The sequence below is a fragment of the Rhizobium deserti genome (assembly GCF_004358025.1).
GTDB lineage: Bacteria > Pseudomonadota > Alphaproteobacteria > Rhizobiales > Rhizobiaceae > Neorhizobium > Neorhizobium deserti.
Genome location: NZ_SMTL01000001.1, coordinates 849,363 through 866,168 on the forward strand (window position 1 = coordinate 849,363; position 16,806 = coordinate 866,168).

Annotated in this window: 15 protein-coding genes; 4 read left to right on the top strand and 11 right to left on the bottom strand. The window is 59.2% G+C overall.

Annotated features, from left to right (window positions below):
- Window positions 1-115: 115 nt before the first annotated feature.
- The 4 genes from E2F50_RS04100 to E2F50_RS04115 all read right to left on the bottom strand — a co-directional run bounded on the left by E2F50_RS04100 (window position 116) and on the right by E2F50_RS04115 (window position 5,677).
- Window positions 116-2,206, bottom strand: coding sequence for a hybrid sensor histidine kinase/response regulator (locus E2F50_RS04100; protein WP_133314758.1), 2,091 nt, complete (start codon window positions 2,204-2,206; stop codon window positions 116-118).
- On the bottom strand, window positions 2,154-3,647 hold the full coding sequence (locus E2F50_RS04105) for an ATPase domain-containing protein (protein ID WP_133314759.1): 1,494 nt from the start codon (window positions 3,645-3,647) through the stop codon (window positions 2,154-2,156). The genes E2F50_RS04100 and E2F50_RS04105 overlap by 53 nt, the downstream gene beginning before the upstream one ends.
- A 152-nt stretch (window positions 3,648-3,799) precedes the next feature.
- Window positions 3,800-4,207, bottom strand: a complete 408-nt coding sequence (locus tag E2F50_RS04110; RefSeq protein WP_281029179.1) for a response regulator — start codon at window positions 4,205-4,207, stop codon at window positions 3,800-3,802.
- A 108-nt stretch (window positions 4,208-4,315) separates the two neighbouring features.
- Entirely contained in the window at window positions 4,316-5,677 is a 1,362-nt protein-coding gene (locus tag E2F50_RS04115; protein ID WP_133314761.1) for an amidase, read from the bottom strand.
- 115 nt (window positions 5,678-5,792) lie between these two features.
- Here E2F50_RS04115 and E2F50_RS04120 point away from each other — a divergent pair, with 115 nt between their 5' ends.
- A complete protein-coding gene (locus E2F50_RS04120; RefSeq protein WP_425375349.1) occupies window positions 5,793-6,122 on the top strand; it encodes a hypothetical protein in 330 nt (109 codons plus the stop codon).
- Here E2F50_RS04120 and E2F50_RS04125 read toward each other — a convergent pair whose 3' ends face one another.
- A complete protein-coding gene (locus E2F50_RS04125) occupies window positions 6,123-6,980 on the bottom strand; it encodes a glycerophosphodiester phosphodiesterase (RefSeq protein ID WP_133314763.1) in 858 nt (285 codons plus the stop codon). It lies immediately after the preceding gene.
- Between the two features lie 204 nt (window positions 6,981-7,184).
- Between E2F50_RS04125 and E2F50_RS04130 the strand changes: the two genes are divergently transcribed.
- On the top strand, window positions 7,185-7,613 hold the full coding sequence (locus tag E2F50_RS04130; RefSeq protein ID WP_133314764.1) for a DUF983 domain-containing protein: 429 nt from the start codon (window positions 7,185-7,187) through the stop codon (window positions 7,611-7,613).
- Between the two features lie 87 nt (window positions 7,614-7,700).
- Window positions 7,701-7,949, top strand: a complete 249-nt coding sequence (locus tag E2F50_RS04135; RefSeq protein ID WP_133314765.1) for a hypothetical protein — start codon at window positions 7,701-7,703, stop codon at window positions 7,947-7,949.
- 342 nt (window positions 7,950-8,291) lie between these two features.
- Here the strand turns inward: E2F50_RS04135 and E2F50_RS04140 are convergent, their stop codons facing one another.
- Complete coding sequence (locus E2F50_RS04140) at window positions 8,292-9,413, bottom strand: mechanosensitive ion channel family protein (protein WP_133314766.1); 1,122 nt, start codon at window positions 9,411-9,413, stop codon at window positions 8,292-8,294.
- Window positions 9,414-9,512: 99 nt separating this feature from the next.
- Here E2F50_RS04140 and E2F50_RS04145 point away from each other — a divergent pair, with 99 nt between their 5' ends.
- Complete coding sequence (locus E2F50_RS04145) at window positions 9,513-9,947, top strand: DUF1810 domain-containing protein (protein WP_133314767.1); 435 nt, start codon at window positions 9,513-9,515, stop codon at window positions 9,945-9,947.
- Here the strand turns inward: E2F50_RS04145 and E2F50_RS04150 are convergent.
- From E2F50_RS04150 to glmM, 5 genes are all read right to left on the bottom strand, one after another.
- Window positions 9,944-10,999 (bottom strand): Tim44 domain-containing protein, encoded by a 1,056-nt coding sequence (locus tag E2F50_RS04150; protein WP_133314768.1) that lies wholly within the window; start codon window positions 10,997-10,999, stop codon window positions 9,944-9,946. The two genes, E2F50_RS04145 and E2F50_RS04150, sit on opposite strands and share 4 nt — an antisense overlap.
- A gap of 241 nt (window positions 11,000-11,240) precedes the next feature.
- The gene (gene serA / locus E2F50_RS04155; RefSeq protein ID WP_133314769.1) at window positions 11,241-12,836 is read right to left on the bottom strand and encodes a phosphoglycerate dehydrogenase; all 1,596 of its coding nucleotides are present in this window, start codon (window positions 12,834-12,836) and stop codon (window positions 11,241-11,243) included.
- Between the two features lie 77 nt (window positions 12,837-12,913).
- Window positions 12,914-14,095 (bottom strand): phosphoserine transaminase, encoded by a 1,182-nt coding sequence (locus E2F50_RS04160; RefSeq protein WP_133314770.1) that lies wholly within the window; start codon window positions 14,093-14,095, stop codon window positions 12,914-12,916.
- Window positions 14,096-14,314: 219 nt separating this feature from the next.
- Complete coding sequence (locus E2F50_RS04165; RefSeq protein WP_133314771.1) at window positions 14,315-15,139, bottom strand: outer membrane protein; 825 nt, start codon at window positions 15,137-15,139, stop codon at window positions 14,315-14,317.
- A 312-nt stretch (window positions 15,140-15,451) separates the two neighbouring features.
- The gene (gene glmM / locus E2F50_RS04170; RefSeq protein WP_133314772.1) at window positions 15,452-16,804 is read right to left on the bottom strand and encodes a phosphoglucosamine mutase; all 1,353 of its coding nucleotides are present in this window, start codon (window positions 16,802-16,804) and stop codon (window positions 15,452-15,454) included.
- Window positions 16,805-16,806: the final 2 nt, after the last annotated feature.

Consider the following 16,806-nt stretch of genomic DNA (forward strand, 5'->3'; position numbering starts at 1 on the left):
CCCACAACTCGCAGCCGGGGGCACGGGTTCCGGATGGTGAGGAAGTCTGGCGACTGAGACAGCGCGAACCGCGGTATTTAGCTTGAGCGGCGTCGGGCACCGCTCTTTCTAGAGCTCATGCGTGGCGGGAAGAGAAAATGATGGCGATCTCTCTTTCGAGCTGCTCCTGGGTATAGGGCTTGCTCAGCCTTGGAAGATTCATACCGGTTCCAGGCGGAAGGTCCGCATAGCCGGTGGCCACGAGAACTGGCAGATCCGGACGGATCTCCCTTACAGCCTTGGCGAGCTGTGCGCCGTTCATGCCCGGCATAGAATAGTCGGTAATGATAAGATCGATATCCTCGGCGGCAGAGACGATCGCCAGGGCGTCATTGCCGGAAGAAGCGTCGACCACCCGGTGTCCCAGATCCTCCAGCATATCGACCGTGCTCATCGCGATCAGGGCATCGTCATCGACCACGAGGATTTTGAGCGATTCCGGCGCCTGAACCATTTGGATCTCTCCCTTTTCGTCTTCCTGATTGGCAAGATCTGTGGCTGGAAGCCAAATCTGCGCAGTTGTCCCTTTACCCAGCGTACTCTCTAGCTTTAGCGCACCACCAAGCTGCAGCGCCAGCCCATGTATCATGGAAAGACCGAGACCGGTCCCCTTCCCAAGTTCCTTGGTCGAAAAGAATGGGTCGACGGCCCGCTGCAGGGTAGCCGCGTCCATGCCCTCGCCCGTGTCGGTGACACTGAGGCACACATAATCACGGCGCGGGAGATCGCTACTTGGTCGCACATGCAGGTGCTTGCGCAAGCCGATGGTGATCGTTCCACCGTTCTGCATGGCATCGCGCGCATTCACGGCGAGATTCAGGAGTGCGAGTTCCATCTGGTTGCCATCGGCGAGAACAAGCGGCAGGTCTTCCTCGAAATCACTGGCGATTTCAATAGCGCCGCCGACCGAACGGACAAGCAGCTCGCGCATGCCCTCGACCAGATCGGCCAGGTTAGTGGGCTTTACCTGCAGGTCTTGCTGGCGTGCAAATGCGAGAAGCCGCTGGGTCAGAGACGCCCCACGCCGCGCGCCCTGCAACGCTCCATCCACAAGCCTGACCGTTCGAGCGTCCTCAGCAACGTTTTTCCGGATCAGTTCGAGATTACCAAGCACAGCCATTAGCAGATTGTTGAAATCGTGGGCGACACCGCCAGTCAACTGCCCGAGCGCTTCCAACTTCTGGGACTGGCGAAGCCTTTCCTCGGCCGCCTCGCGCTGGACAGCCTCTGCGACCAGCTGTTCGTGCGCCTTGCGCAGCTCCTGGGTTCGCTCCTCCACACGCTGTTCAAGGATCTCGTTCACCGAGCGAAGCGCTGCTTCTGCGGCTTTGCGTTCGCTAATGTCCGAGGCGACCCCGACCAGCCGTGCAGGCAAGCCAACCCTGTCCCGCACGATACGCCCGCGTAGCTCCGCCCAATGTTCGCTTTTGTCGGGCCAGACAACCCGGAATTCGATTAGGTAATCGCTTCCTGTCTGCAATGTTTCGGTGATGCTCCGCTGCATCCGCTCCCGATCGTCGGGATGGATAGCCTCGATAAGATCCGCATAAGAAAACTGCTCTTCAGGCTTGCAACCAAAGACATTCTTGCAGACGTCCGAAGCAGCCAGCGTATGATCCGCAAGCCGGAGCTCCCAAGTGCCAAGCCGACCAGCCAGCAGCGCCGTCTTCAGACGAAGCTCGCTCTCGTTCAGTTGCTCGACCCTGTTGCGCGCCTCGTATTGCCGACGGCGTCCCTTGCTGGCCGTATTGACGACGCTGATGAAGGTAGTCGGATGAAAAGGCCGCTCAAGAAATGATACGTTTCCAAGCAATTCTACCAGTCGGCTTGCAGCAGGATTGCGTTCCGGCCCGGCACCGCGGTGAGCCAGCACGATAAACGGCAGATCCGACCAGCTTGGCTGGGATCTTACCCATTCATGAATCGGACGCATGTCCTGTGTCCGCAGAGTTTCCTCCGTGACCACGATGAAAAGGCATTCCTCTCCCAGCGATGCAACAAAGCTCTGGAAGGAACTGACAACTTTCGAGACGACCCCCGCTTCCTTCAGAAGCGCAGCTGCAACCTGGCCGTCACGGCCATGAGGCGCATAGACCAGGGCAGCACTTGGCGAATCAGGAATCAGTGTCGCTCCCGTCCAATAAAAGGGGGACGCCGCCGCCGACATAGGTGGGAACGCCGCGAAGTACCCCTTGAAAATCGCTCAACGGCGCTCCTAGGACGAGGCCTCCCTTGCCGATTTTATACTCTCGAATGGTCTCCTCATGCGGACCGGTCCGCTTCTTGATTACTGAAGCCGCCCTTCTTACCCTGCCGATGGCTTCGAAGTAGCGGAGCAGAACAACCGTATCTGCAAGGTAAGTCACATCGACGGGTGCCTTCATGTCCCCGACCAGGCCATGCTGAGCAACCGTGAGAAACGTATTGGCGCCCTGCCGGTTGAGATATTGAAGCAGTTCATGCATGTGCAGGATCAAGGCGTTTTCCTGAGGCATGGACGCCTGATAACCGTTGATGCTGTCGATCAGCACCGTCTTGGCATTCGCATAATCGACGCGTTCGCGTACGCGAGAGGCGAATTCCCCGGGCGATAATTCAGCCGCGTCCAGCTGTTCGATATGAAGATTGCCGTCGTCGCGCATGCGCTCAAGATCGATACCTATGCCGCGCATGCGGTTGAACAGAAGTCCGAGCTCTTCGTCGAAAAGGAATACCGCAGCCTTTTCCCCACGTCTGACCGCAGCGGCAATGAAAGCCAGGCTAAAAATACTTTTTCCGGTACCGGCTGGACCAATGACCAGGGTGCTTGACCCTTTCTCGACGCCACCGCCAAGCAACGCGTCAAGTTCGACAATTCCGCTGCCAATCTGTTCTCTTGTGAAGGAGGTTCGGTGTTCTATTGCCCGCAGGCGCGGAAATACCGCGACGCCTCCAGTCTTGATAATGAAATCGTGATAGCCGCCGCGATAGGATTGGCCGCGATATTTGATGATCCTTACACGCCGCCGTTCCGCTCCATAATCTGGAGAGAGCTCCTCCAGGTGAATAACCCCGTGAACGATGCTATGGACCGCCTTGTCCTGTGCATCAGACGTAAGGTCATCCAATACGAGAACTGTGGCGCCGCGGCGGGCAAAATAATGTTTGAGCGCCAGGATCTGGCGCCGGTAGCGCAGTGAACTCTGAGCCAGCAGTCGAATTTCCGACAGGCTATCCAGGACAACACGCACTGGGTTAAGCCGCTCGAAGGCGTCGAAGATAAGCTTGGTCGTTTCGCCAAGTTCGAGATCGGAAGAGTAAAGCAGGCTCTGCTGGTGATCTGCGTCAAGCAGGCTCTCGGGCGGCACGAGTTCAAAGATCTCGACATTATCGGGAAGAGCCATGCCATGAGAAGCTGCGCCGTCGCGCAATTCCTTCTCCGTCTCCGAAAGCGTAATATAGAGCCCCTGCTCGCCTTTAAGCGCCCCATCGATCAGAAACTGCAGGGCGATGGTCGTTTTGCCGGTGCCCGGATTCCCTTCCAGCAGGAAGACATGGCCCTTTGAAAGGCCCCCGCCCAAAATTTCGTCCAGGCCTACGACGCCCGTTTTTGCCAGTAGTTCGCTCATACTCGCCTTTACACGCTTCACCGCGTGTCTTCAAACGCGCGTATTTGCCGCCAACATAGAGCAGAAATCTTCGATGTGAAGGCTGCAGGGCGCAGGAACAAAACCTTCCCTCCGCACTGCAACCGGAATTGCGCCTGCGACTCTTGTATCGGTCAGGACGAAAACTGCACCAGGCATCCGGGAGGGACAGCTCCATCCATACCGGCGCGCCGATCGGCGACAAACTGGATCGCTTCGGTCAACTCCCTGTCGAAGACCGGCTTTTCGATGATTCCAAGCGTTCCAGGAACGCCGTCGCCTAGCGCCTGAGGATCGCTCGTCATGAACAGCACCGCTATGTCGGCCGCAGCCAGCTCGCGCCCAATCACTGGACCGGTCGGACCGTCTTCAAGGTTGACGTCGACAAAGGCCATGTCGGCCGCACTGGCCAGCGCACGGGCCTCGTTCGTATTGCGAGCAATGCCGACCGCCTTGTGGCCGAGGGCTTCGATCGCATCCTCAAGGCCCAAGGCTATCAGCGGCTGGTCTTCCACAATCAGCACATTGTAGGACATTGTTATTCTCCGTTGCTTGCCTACTGTTGTCTTCCACTGCCGAACGCCGCGATACGTGGTTGTGTTCCTCGGTTTCACAATGTCCTGGTGGAAAACGGCAAACACGCGAGCCTGTCAGCCGCGAATGACCTCCTCCAGGGCCATGGCCGCAGAAAGAAGGTCGTCGTCGTGATGACCGACAGCGGAAAGCAAGAAGCCGACCGGCATGCCCGCCTCGCCCGTCCCGCAAGGGATGGACACGCCGCACCAATCGAGGAAATTGCCGAAAGCAGTGTTGCGCAGCGTTTTACCGTTCATCGCGAAGAAGGTCTCGTCGTCCGCCAGCAGTGGCTCGACCGCCGGGGCCACATGGGCGACTGAAGGAAACGCCACGAAGCGATGGCCGATCAGGGCATTGGTCTCAGCAATCAGGCGACTGCGCGCTTCAAGAATAGCCAAGTAGTCCGCGGTGCTGGTCTTTTCGCCCAATCGCGTGCGAGCGACGACACGCGGGTCCATTGCGGCGGCATCCGGGCCTGAAAGCCGATCGCGATGCAGGGCGAAAGCTTCGGCGGTAACCAGAGGACCATATTTGCCCATCACGCTAATCACTTCCTCAAAGCCCGGGAAGCGTTCGCGGCTGATCCGGGCACCCGCTGCTTCAAGCCTACCCAAGGCCGCTTCAAATGCCGCGACCACACCCGGCTCGGCTCCTTCGAAAACCCCATGGGTCGGAACAACCAGATCCAGCTGCGCTTTGCTACGCTTTGGCACAGGCGCCGACGAGACACCGCGCATTGCCGAGTCGATCCAAGCGGCATCCTGCACGGTGCGGCACAGGGGCCCAAGCGAATCGAGGCTCTTTGCCAATGGGTAGACGCCGCTCATGGAATAGCGTCCGCGCGTCGCCTTGTAGCCGACGACGCCGTTGAAGGCGGCCGGAATGCGCACCGAGCCGCCCGTATCGGTGCCCATGGCCACAGGCACCAGGCCCGCTGCGACGGCCACGCCCGCGCCCGAAGATGACCCGCCTGGTACCCGCAGGACATCCCGGCTACGCGGGTTGAGCGGAGTGCCGTAGTGAGGGTTGATACCGATACCCGAAAAGGCAAACTCGCTCATGTTGGTGCGCCCGATGGCGATCATGCCCGCCTGCTTCAACAGGTCGACAACGTCCGCATCTTTGGCGGCGGGTTCTTCCTTGCCGAGCACGGTCGATCCCGCGGTCGTTGCCATACCCTCGATGTCGAACAAATCCTTCCAGGCAATTGGAATGCCATCCAGGAGACCGAGCGAGCGGCCATCGCGCAAACGCCTGGAAGATGCCTCTGCTTCCGCCCGAGCCCGATCCTTGAGGAGCGTGACGAACACGGCCTTGTCGGAATAGGCTTCGATCGTTTCAAAGACCGCTTCGGCGACATCGACCGGATCGGCTTTCCGCATCTGAAAGAGAGCAGAAAGCTGCGCAATCGACATGGCTGCGAAATTGTCTGTCACGATCTAAATCCCCTTCATTGAAGCATTGCCTAAACGCCTTGTGTAGCGGATATCTCGGCACAGACCAGAGGATTTGCGTGCATTATTGTATGGGAACTTTCAATCATCACAGCGGTTGAACCCCGCAGTTTCGGGTTTCATTGACAAGGATAGGCCTGTGAGAAGTCTCGTCATTTCCGGATGTCTTGCCATGGCACTTGCCGGATGCACCACCGGAGGCATGAACAGCGGCCCCGGCCTCCAGCCAATCCCGGGAAGCATTACCTATGGCGGTCAGCCCCGCAGCCGCCTCACGAAAGCGCCTGTGGGCAGTGTCGTGCAACATGAATTTCGCAATGAGTTCGGCGAACTGACGCTGGAAACCTACGTGGTCCAGCCGGACCGAAGCCTGAGGCTCGCAACTCGCCGCGTCGTCCGCTCGCCGTTCGGCAATAATGATCCGTGATCAGCGCGCTTGAAGAGCGAGCCAAGCCTGCTCCGTCGCCGGTGCCTCGTCGGTGGTGATCTGGTCGGGCTTCAGCGCCATGAGGGCTGAAAACTCCTGCGCTTCTGAAGGGCTGAAGCCGCCTGAAGGCACCTTCATATTGTAGGTCCAGGCATCGACTCGCTTGCCGACATCATGCGTCAGAGCGATCAAGTCGAGCCCCTCGCCAGCCGCTTTCAAGATGAGCTGCCAGGCAAGATAGACGGTATCCGGCTCCGTCGGGCCGAGCAGATCTAACTTCAATTCCGCTTCCACCGCCTTTAGTCCCTGATGGCCGTAGATCTCCAGCAGCTTGTCCGTCGGATCGATCCCGCGCAAAATATCGGGTATCTGCTGCTTTACGGCTAGGATGAGATCGAGATCGGCGCCACTGACGATAATCGACGGACCTGCGGCTGAGAAGTACTCCTGCAGATGGGCAAGCCCACGTCTGCCGATGACATCCAGCCTGTCCTTCATGTCGAACTGCAGCAGGGCTTGGGGGTGAGCGGTCTCCAGCATGTCGGCCAGATCCTCGCTGAGGATGGGGACATGACCGCCGTCACGGATCGTTACCTGGCGGATGGAGGCGGGAGCCGCATCTCGAATCAGGCCCTGCCCCGTCGTTTCTCCTTCAAGAACCTCGTCGTGAAGCACGACAAATCCGCCGTCGCCACGTACCCGCAAATCCAGTTCCATGGAGGCGCCAAGTTTGAAGCCTTCCAACATGACATTTGCGGCAAATAGGCTATCGGAAAGACTGCGACGCAGCCTGTGCCATTTAAGCCGGGTGAAATGGCCATCATATTCCATCCCCAGCCCGTGAACTGCATCGGCCATCTGTTTTCTCACCTTCTATGCATTTCTGGCATGCTACGCCAAGATAGGTGGTCGGCGTGAGACAGGCTCTGATTGTCCACCGCATTCTTCCTTCGCGTTGGGGAAGTGGCAGATTGCCGCGCGCCGGTGGAACTGCTTGCCGTCCAGTGCGGTTGAGCCTAACGCCTAACTCCAGATTGCAGATTTCTTGAAAGGTCGGACGTCATGGCAGATGAAGCAGACTGGGCTCCACTCTCTCCCTATGCGACAGGCGTGCGCGGCCGTTGCCCCCGCTGCGGTCAGGGCCACCTGTTTGATGGTTTCTTGACGCTCCGACCAAGCTGCGAGGTCTGCGGGCTCGACTATTCCTTTGCAGATCCCGCCGATGGTCCGGCTTTCTTCGTAATTTGCTTTGCCTGCGTACCGAGCATTGCTCTGGCTGTCTGGATCGAGGTCGCGTTTCAGCCGCTCTTCTGGGTGCATCTTCTGATCTCGCTGCCCTTCCTGCTGGTGACCTGCATCCTTCCCCTGCGGCCGCTGAAAGGATGGCTCGTCGCGAGCCAATATTTTTACAAGGCCGAACAGGGCCGGCTGGATCGACCTATACCAGTGCCGCAACGCGGTCAGGATCCGACGCCGGAAGACGCCACCTAAAGATGCATCAGACAGTTGCATCACCCGAAATAAGAGGAACAATTCGGGCTTCAAACCATTCCAGAGGTAGAATGGAAGGAGCCTGTCATGTCCGAAACGTCCGAAGCCGAACTGGAAGCCCGCCGGCGGTCCCTGGCACTTGAGGGAGCCGTGCTCCTGTTGATCGATGGGCTTGCCGCACGAGGCACCATTTCTGCGGACGAGGCAGAGGACATGTTGCGCATCCTCTCGAAAAGCTCAGACTTATCCGCCGCGCGCGCCTCCAGTTCCCTGCGCATCGTGCATCAGTTGAAGCGACTTCGAGGCGGTGACGGAGCGGCAACGCCTGGCGCATGAACTGGCGGGAGCACGGTCGCCAGTTCAATCATCCGGACAGAGCCGTTAAGCCTCTGACCAGACCAGTGGCATCTTCCGCGCCTTCGGTCGATGCGGCACCGGTATAAGCGCGCTCAGAGCGGACCGGCTAGCGATCGGGGGACCTGTTCATGTCGTAGACGACCCAGCGGAAGAAGCCGTAGATCGCAAAGAAGAAGAAGATCAGCGGGAGAATATTTTCAATCGTATTCATTTCAAATCCAGATGCAGCCTCCCGCGCCTCGGATAGCGCGATTCAGTGGCGGCTACAATATTCATTCCGAATTTACTAAAAAGCAGCTAACAGGCTTAAGGAAGCATTGACTAGGATTGCAGCGCAGCAGTCCTGGCAGTCTCTCCAGCAATGGCGCCGTTTGGGTAAGCAGAACCCTCTGTGCGCACTCGCGGCAGACTGTTGGGATATTCCCGCTGAATAAAATCGATGATTTTTTCGCGCATTTCGCACCGCAGGTCGAATGTCTTCGGCGCATTGCTGGCCGATATCAGGATGCGCACCTCCACGACGTTTTCGCGGAAATCCGTCACCTGCACTGCCACGACGCGCTGGTCCCATAATGGCGACGCGGCAGCTATCTCCTCCACCTTCCGGCGAAGAATCGGCACCGGAACGGCATAATCCAGGTAGATCATCACCGTTCCAATCAACGCTGCCCCTTCGCGTGTCCAGTTCTGAAAAGGCTTCTCGATGAAGTAACTGAGCGGCAGGATCATCCGCCGCCAGTCCCAAAGCTTTACCACCACATAGGTTGAGGTGATCTCCTCGACATTGCCCCACTCCCCTTCGACAATCAGCGCATCGTCAATGCGGATCGGCTGGGTGATGGCGAGCTGGATGCCGGCAAAGATATTCTTCAGCACCGGCTGCAAGGCCAAGCCGAGTACGACACCGGCAACACCCGCCGATGCCAGCAGGCTGACGCCATATTGCTGCACTGCAGGGAAAGTCATGAGCATAGCGGCGATGGTGATCGCGACGATCATGACGCTGGCGATGCGCTCGGCGATGCGCGACTGCGTGACATGCGTGCGCGCCAGCAGATTGTCTTCTGCGTCCAGCTTGAACCGCCGCAGATAAACGATCATCCAGACATGCAGGGCAATCTTGGCCATCCAGCCGACCACGATGATAAAGCAAAGCAGCAGAACGTGACGCAGGACTGACGCCTGTTCCCCCGTCAAGGGCGCAATTGTAATGCCGAAAGACAGGGTCCAGGTGAGGATGGCTAGTCGCATCGGGCGCCGGGTGCGTGAAACCAGCGAGCGCCAGAACAGATCCTTGTTCTGCACAAGCCGCGTCAGAGCACGAAAGCCGAAGCGCTGGATGGTAAGCCCGACAAGAAAGGCTACAATGATGACCGTCAGGCTGACGAAGCCATCCGGCAGCCAAGCCGTGTCGCTGCGGAATTCCTGGATAAAATGTTCCATGACTACCCAGCTAGAGTGCAATGCAGCATGGAAAAGGGCATCGCAAAAATTTCACGTTTAAGGACGCTTCATGGCACGTAAAACAGAAAGACCAATCTGATGGGTCAAAAGCAGGCAGAGTTCGATCTGGAACGCTTCGTGGATGCCCAGGCACCAGACTATGAGATCGCCCTTGGCGAACTAAAAAATGGGCACAAGCGATCTCACTGGATGTGGTACATCTTCCCGCAGGTGGCGGGCCTGGGTGGATCGGCCATGTCGCAACGCTTTGCCATCGGCTCTCGAGCTGAGGCGAGCGCCTACCTCCGCCATGCCGTGCTTGGGTCGCGGCTTTCTGAATGCACGGCGGCCATGCTGGAGCATCGGCAGCTTTCGGCCCACGCCATCCTCGGCTCACCCGACGACCTGAAGTTCAAAAGCTCGATGACGCTATTTGCTGAGGTCACCGAAAAGGGCTCGCCTTTCGAGCGAGCCCTTCAACAATTCTACGACGGCAAGCGCGACGAAAAGACCATCGCGCTGCTTGGTCCTTAGGCGGCGGCCTGGATTGCCGACACCTTCCAGTCATTGGCGGGCTTGCGCACGAAGGTCCAGACTTCCACCGTCTCGGTCGGCTTATTCGGATCACCCTCGGCAACAGCGCCCGTGTCCCGGTCGCGCATGAAGTCGACGCTGGAATAGCGCATCGCGACCGTCGCATAATCTTGGCCGTTTTCACGCCATGCTTCGGCAAGATCGCCCTGCAGCAGCGTTACGTCCTGCACCTCGTTCTTGACGCCCTTGGTGGCGTTTTCTCCGAGTTCCTCTGCGAGATAGGACATAGCCTCCGGCGTCGTCAGGCTGCGCAGTTTTGCATAATCCTCGGCCGCATAAGCCGACTGCACTTCGCCAAGCATCTTCTGAAACTGGTCGAGATCGCGGCTGGTGATGCCGATCTCGTCCGTTTCAGGTCCGGCCTGCCTAGGTGCCGTATTGTTATAGCCCATGCCTGCATTGCCGCTACTGCCAAAGCCGCCGATCTTGGGGATCTGGAAGCCCGACGTGTTCTGGCTTGGCGCGTCATAATTGCTCCGCGCCGGGCCAAACCCAGGGCGGGCACCATTGCTGGGGCTACCGCCGGGATTGGCGGTCTGCTGGCGCCGTGTAAACCAACGCATGGCGAACATGGCAAGGCCAGCGATCAAGGCGAGCTGCAACAGCATGCCAAGGAAGCCGGCGGCACCGCCGAAACCATTGCCCATCAGCATGCCGAACAGGCCGCCAAGTGCCAGGCCGCCGAGCAAGCCACCGGCGAGACCGCCGAACAGGCCTGGACGGCGCTGCTGAGCCGCCTGACCTAAGCCCGTTGCAGGATTGGTCGCGTTCTGCTGCGTATTTGGGGTCATCGACCGCTGAATGCCTGTGGCCGCGCCCGGAGCCGTGCTCGTGGACGGCGGAGCCGAAAAGGTTCGCGTGCCGCGGCTGCCGAAGCTGCTGCCGCCACTGGCACGGCGTGCTTCTGCCAGGTCGACGGCCGTTAGCGAAACTGCCATTCCGACCGCGAAGATCGCGAAGAGTTTCTGGAAACGCCGAAGCTTGGATAACATCATCTTCTCCTCATGACCGCTCATATGCGGTCTACCGATCCATATAGCGATGCTGCCTCCACGATTTTAGGGGTCGCAGCAAAATTTCCCGCTCAAGTAGATATCGAACGGCCAAGCCGCGGCCAAGTTCCCGATTTGCAACCCACGAGAAAGTGACCCGGACGATGTATGAGAAGCCGGAAAGCAGAAAGCCTGGCGCATCAGGCACCAGGCTCTCCACATCTTCCTTGGGAGGAAAAGATTAGTCGACGTTGAAGGTCAGTTGCTTGGCCTGACGAATTGCCGGATTGGCCGTCAGCTGGCCGAGAACCTCATCCGAAACCGGACCGTCGACATAGAGCAGCGCAATGGCGTCGCCGCCACCCTTCTCCCGGCCGAGCTGGAAGTTGGCGATGTTGACGCCGGCATTACCGAGCGTCGTGCCCATGAAGCCGATCATGCCTGGAACGTCCGTATTGGAGATATAGACCATGTTGGCGCCGACATCGGCATCGAGGTTGATGCCCTTGATCTGGATGAAACGGGGCTTGCCATCGGAGAAGACGGTACCGGCAACGGAGCGGGTCTGCTTGTCGGTGGTGACTGTCAGCTTGATGTAACCGTCATAAACGCCGGTCTTGTCGCGCTTGACCTCGGAAAGCACGATGCCCTTTTCCTTGATCATGATCGGTGCCGAAACCATGTTGACGTCGGCAACCTGGTTGCGGATCAGGCCGGCGAGCAAGGCCGAGGTCAGCGCCTTGGTGTTCATCGTCGCGGTGGCACCGTCGAACAGGATCTCGATCTCCTTGATCGGATCTTCCGTCACCTGCCCGACAAAGGCGCCAAGCACATCGGCAAGCTTGATGAAAGGCTTGAGAAGCGGTGCTTCCTCGGCGGTGATCGACGGCATGTTGATGGCGTTGGAGACGGCACCCTTGACCAGGTAGTCCGACATCTGCTCGGCGACCTGCAGCGCGACGTTTTCCTGGGCTTCCGTGGTGGAGGCACCCAGATGCGGCGTGCAGACGACGTTGTCGAGGCCGAAGAGCGGGCTTTCCGTGGCAGGCTCGACTTCGAACACGTCGAAACCGGCACCGGCGACATGGCCGGACTTGATGGCTTCGGCAAGCGCTGCCTCATCGACCAGACCGCCGCGGGCGCAGTTGATGATGCGCACGCCCTTCTTGGTCTTGGCAAGGTTTTCACGGCCAAGGATGCCGCGCGTCTTGTCCGTCATCGGTACATGCAGGGTGATGAAATCGGCGCGGGCGAGCAGATCATCGAGCTCGACCTTTTCGACGCCCATTTCCTGGGCCCGCTCGACCGACAGGAAGGGGTCATAGGCGATGACATGCATGCCAAGGCCGATGGCCTTCTTGCAGACGATGCCGCCGATATTGCCGGCGCCGATGACGCCGAGCGTCTTGCCGGTAATCTCGACGCCCATGAACTTCGACTTTTCCCACTTGCCGGCCTGGGTCGAAACGTCCGCCTGCGGCAGCTGGCGGGCAACGGCGAACATCAGCGCGATGGCGTGTTCGGCCGTTGTGATCGAGTTGCCGAACGGGGTGTTCATGACGATGATACCGCGCTTCGACGCAGCCGGGATATCGACATTGTCGACACCGATACCGGCACGGCCGATGACCTTGAGATTGGTCGCGGCGGCGATCAGCTTTTCCGTCGCCTTGGTGGCCGAACGGATGGCAAGGCCATCATAATTACCGATGATTTCGGCAAGCTTGTCCTTGTCCTTGCCGAGTTTTGGCTGGAAATCGACCTCTACGCCGCGATCGCGAAAGATCTGGACGGCGGTTTCGGACAGTTCGTCGGATACGAGTACGCGAGGTGCCATGGTCTGGGCTCCTGATAAGGGGTTCATTCTTTGAAATTGGAGGAAACGGTGCCGCAATCCGCGGCACCGGACTAAGGTTAGGCTGCTACCTTGTTGAGGGCTGCCTTCTGCGTTTCGAATGCATAGGTCAGCCACGGCATCAGCGCCTTCATGTCCGCCTCTTCGACGGTCGCGCCGGCCCAGATGCGCAAGCCGGAAGGTGCGTCGCGGTAAGCGCCGACGTCGAGTGCGACGCCTTCCTTTTCGAGGATGGAGGTCACACCCTTGGCAAAGGCTGCCTGTGCGTCTGCGTCGAGAGCAGCGATGTCGGCATCGGCGATCTTCAGGCAGACGGAGGTGTTGGAACGGGTCTCATCGACCTGCGCCAGGTTGGCGATCCAGTCGTTCGCGGCGACGAAATCGAAGATCACTTTGGCATTGGCATCGGCGCGGGCGATCAATGCTTTCAGCCCACCGATCGACTTTGCCCAGTTGAGCGCATCGATATAGTCCTCGACGCAGAGCATCGACGGCGTGTTGATGGTCTCGCCCTTGAAGATCCCTTCCGAGATTTTACCACCCGACGTCATGCGGAAGATTTTTGGCAGTGGCCAGGCCGGAACATAGCTTTCCAGACGTTCGACAGCGCGCGGCGACAGGATGATCATGCCATGACCGCCCTCGCCACCCAGGACCTTCTGCCAGGAGAAGGTGGTAACGTCGAGTTTGGCAAAATCCAGATCCTGCGCGAAGGCGGCCGAGGTCGCGTCGCAGATGGTCAGGCCCTTGCGGTCGGCCGGGATGAAATCGGCATTGGGAACGCGCACGCCGGATGTGGTGCCGTTCCAGGTGAAGACCACGTCACGGTCGAAATCGATCGTGGACAGGTCAGGCAGAAAGCCGTAATCGGCCTCGATCTTGCGGACGTCCTTGAGCTTCAGCTGCTTGACGACATCGGTTACCCAGCCGCCCCCAAAGCTTTCCCAGGCGACCATGTCGACACCACGCTCGCCGAGCAGCGACCACATCGCCATTTCGACGGCGCCGGTATCGGAGGCGGGAACGATGCCGATCCGGTAATCGGCGGGAACGTTCAGAATTTCCCGGGTGAGATCGATGGCCTGCTTGAGCTTATCCTTGCCGACCTTGGCGCGGTGCGAACGACCGAGCGGAGCATCGGAGAGAGCTTGGAGCGACCAACCGGGGCGCTTGGAGCAGGGGCCAGAAGAAAAATGAGCATTGTTCGGACGTGTGTCCGGCTTCGCGGTGCCATCGGCCATATGTATACCCTCACAGGTAATTAGCTCCTCGTTGGGGAGGAGTGTCCCGCCGGCGTGGGTAATCTGATCCGCCTTTGCAGTCAAGGAAATTGTGTCGCAGCAGGATTAGTTTCTGGCGCAGATCTGCTTCGAGGGCGGTCCAAATCCTCGTCCCCGGCTGCTCTCTGGAACAAAAAAAAGCCGCCCGGAGGCGGCTTTTTCATATGGTGGGTCCAGCAATTACTTGTAGACGATCGGCTCCGGCGCAGGCTCGTAAGCCGGCGGAGCATCGCAGCCGCCAAAGACATAGCGGGCGCCGACTCGGGCTTCGTGGGAATCAAATCCCTTGTCGCGGCCAGGACCGCCATTGGCGTTGTAGCCGAACATGTCGCCACCGGCGATGTGACGGAAGCGGTAGCCGACGTCGGCCTTCAGGTTGCAGGTGATGTCGATGGATGCACCGGCCATCAACGCATATGTCAGGCGCCATTTGCCTTCGCCGCCATGTTCCGTGCTGTAGCAGCCCGGTACGCCCGGATCATCGCAGATCGTGTTGCGAAGCTTGCTCCACTTGACATAGGAGCCACCGATACCGGCGCCGATATAGGGCGTAATGTAGCCGTAGGTTCCGAGGTCGACATAGGCGTTGGCCAGCAGCGAATAGGCGTGCATGTCGGCGCGGTCGGACGACGAGCATGCGACGCCGCTGCAGAAGCCGTCTGTGCCGCCGTTGAACTTAGCCTTGGACAAGTAATCGAAGGTCAGATCAGTACGCAGGTAGCTGTTGACCTGATAGCCGACGCCGGCGCCGACGAGAAAGCTGTCCTTCAGCGAGGTGCGGCTGAAATCGACCAGATTGCTGTTCGATCCCTGGAAATACTCGGCACCACGCATGTGGTTGAAGGAATAGCCGACATCGCCACGGAGATACCAGCCACTGGCCTCCTGGACAGTCACTTCCGGCGCATCCTGAATGGGCTCCGGCTGGGCCTGATAAAGATCTGCGGAATTTGCGGTGGTCACGGTCAGCAACAGCGCGAAAGCGCCAGCCAAGCACTTGTTCATGGCTTCATCTCCAAAGCTCGTATCGCGTATGGCAGGCACGGCGCACAACCACCTCGTCTGGCATGGAGAATGAACGATAAAGGTTAAGTGTAGATTAACTATGCCTGTTTACTAACCTGATGCGGTCTGACACAGGCTTTTACCATGCAGCGGCAAATAACCGCCGCTGCCGTTCGAGAGCCGCAACGCGCCAGTTCAGCCAATGCGCGCAGAAATCTTTTATGGCTAGTCGCTGGCGCTCTAGAGCCGCGCCATCTTGAAACGGCCGTCGAACCACGGCCGCCTCCCCTTGAGCGTCAGCATATTCGTTGATCAGGCAGCAGATCGGGCATTGGCGATGACGTTGACCAGGCCGTCGACGATACGCTCGACCTGCGCGCGGTCGTCACCCTCCGCCATGACGCGGATCAAAGGCTCGGTGCCGGATGGACGGATGACAAGGCGGCCGCGGGTTGCCAATTCAGCTTCCGCATCGCTGATCGCCTGACGCACGATGATGTCGTCGAGCGGCTTCCCACCTTGGAACCGGACATTCTTCAGAAGCTGGGGCACTGGCTCGAAGCGGCGGCAGACGTCGCTGACGGGCCGGCCGAGACGCTTCACCCGGGCCAGGATCTGCAGCGCTGCAACAAGCCCATCGCCCGTCGTGCCGAAATCCGAAAGCACGATATGGCCGGACTGCTCGCCGCCGACATTGAAATCGTGATTGCGCATATGCTCGACCACATAGCGGTCGCCGACCTTGGTGCGCGCTAGCTCCAGTCCCTTGCCCTGCAGGAAGCGCTCGAGGCCGAGATTGGACATAACCGTGGCGACGATACCGCCACCTGTCAGCCTTTGTTCCTCCGCCCAGCTTTCAGCGATAACCGCCATCAACTGGTCGCCATCGATGATCTCGCCGTTCTCATCGACGATGATCAGCCGGTCGGCATCGCCATCCAGCGCGATGCCGATATCGGCACGCACCTCATGAACCTTCTTTTGCAGATTGGCGGGACTGGTGGAGCCGCAGTCGAGGTTGATATTCGTGCCGTTCGGTTCATTACCGATCGTCACCACCTCGGCACCCAGTTCCCACAGTGCCAATGGCGCGACCTTGTAGGCCGCGCCATTGGCACAGTCGATCGCAACCCGCAGGCCCTGCAGCGTAACGTCGCGCGGCAATGTCCGCTTGGCGTGCTCGATATAGCGGTAGATGTCACCCTCGACGCGCTTGGCTCGACCGATATCGGCCGACTTCGCCAGCTGGGCATGGGAATCCTTGTCGAGCAGGTCTTCGATCTGCATTTCCAGCTCGTCGGAAAGCTTATAGCCATCCGGGCCAAAAAGCTTGATGCCGTTGTCCTCGTAAGGATTGTGCGAGGCGGAGATCATGACGCCTACATCGGCACGCAGAGAACGGGTCAGCATGGCGACAGCCGGCGTCGGGATCGGCCCCAGCAGGAACACATCGAGCCCCGCAGCTGTGAAGCCTGCCACCATGGCATTTTCAAGCATGTAACCGGACAGGCGGGTGTCCTTGCCGATCACCACCCGGTGCCGATGATTGCCGTTGCGGAACATGGTGCCGACCGCCGTGCCGACCCGCATCGCAAGATCGGGCGTCATCGGAAAGATATTGGACTGCCCACGAATGCCATCGGTACCAAAATAGCGGCGCGTCATAA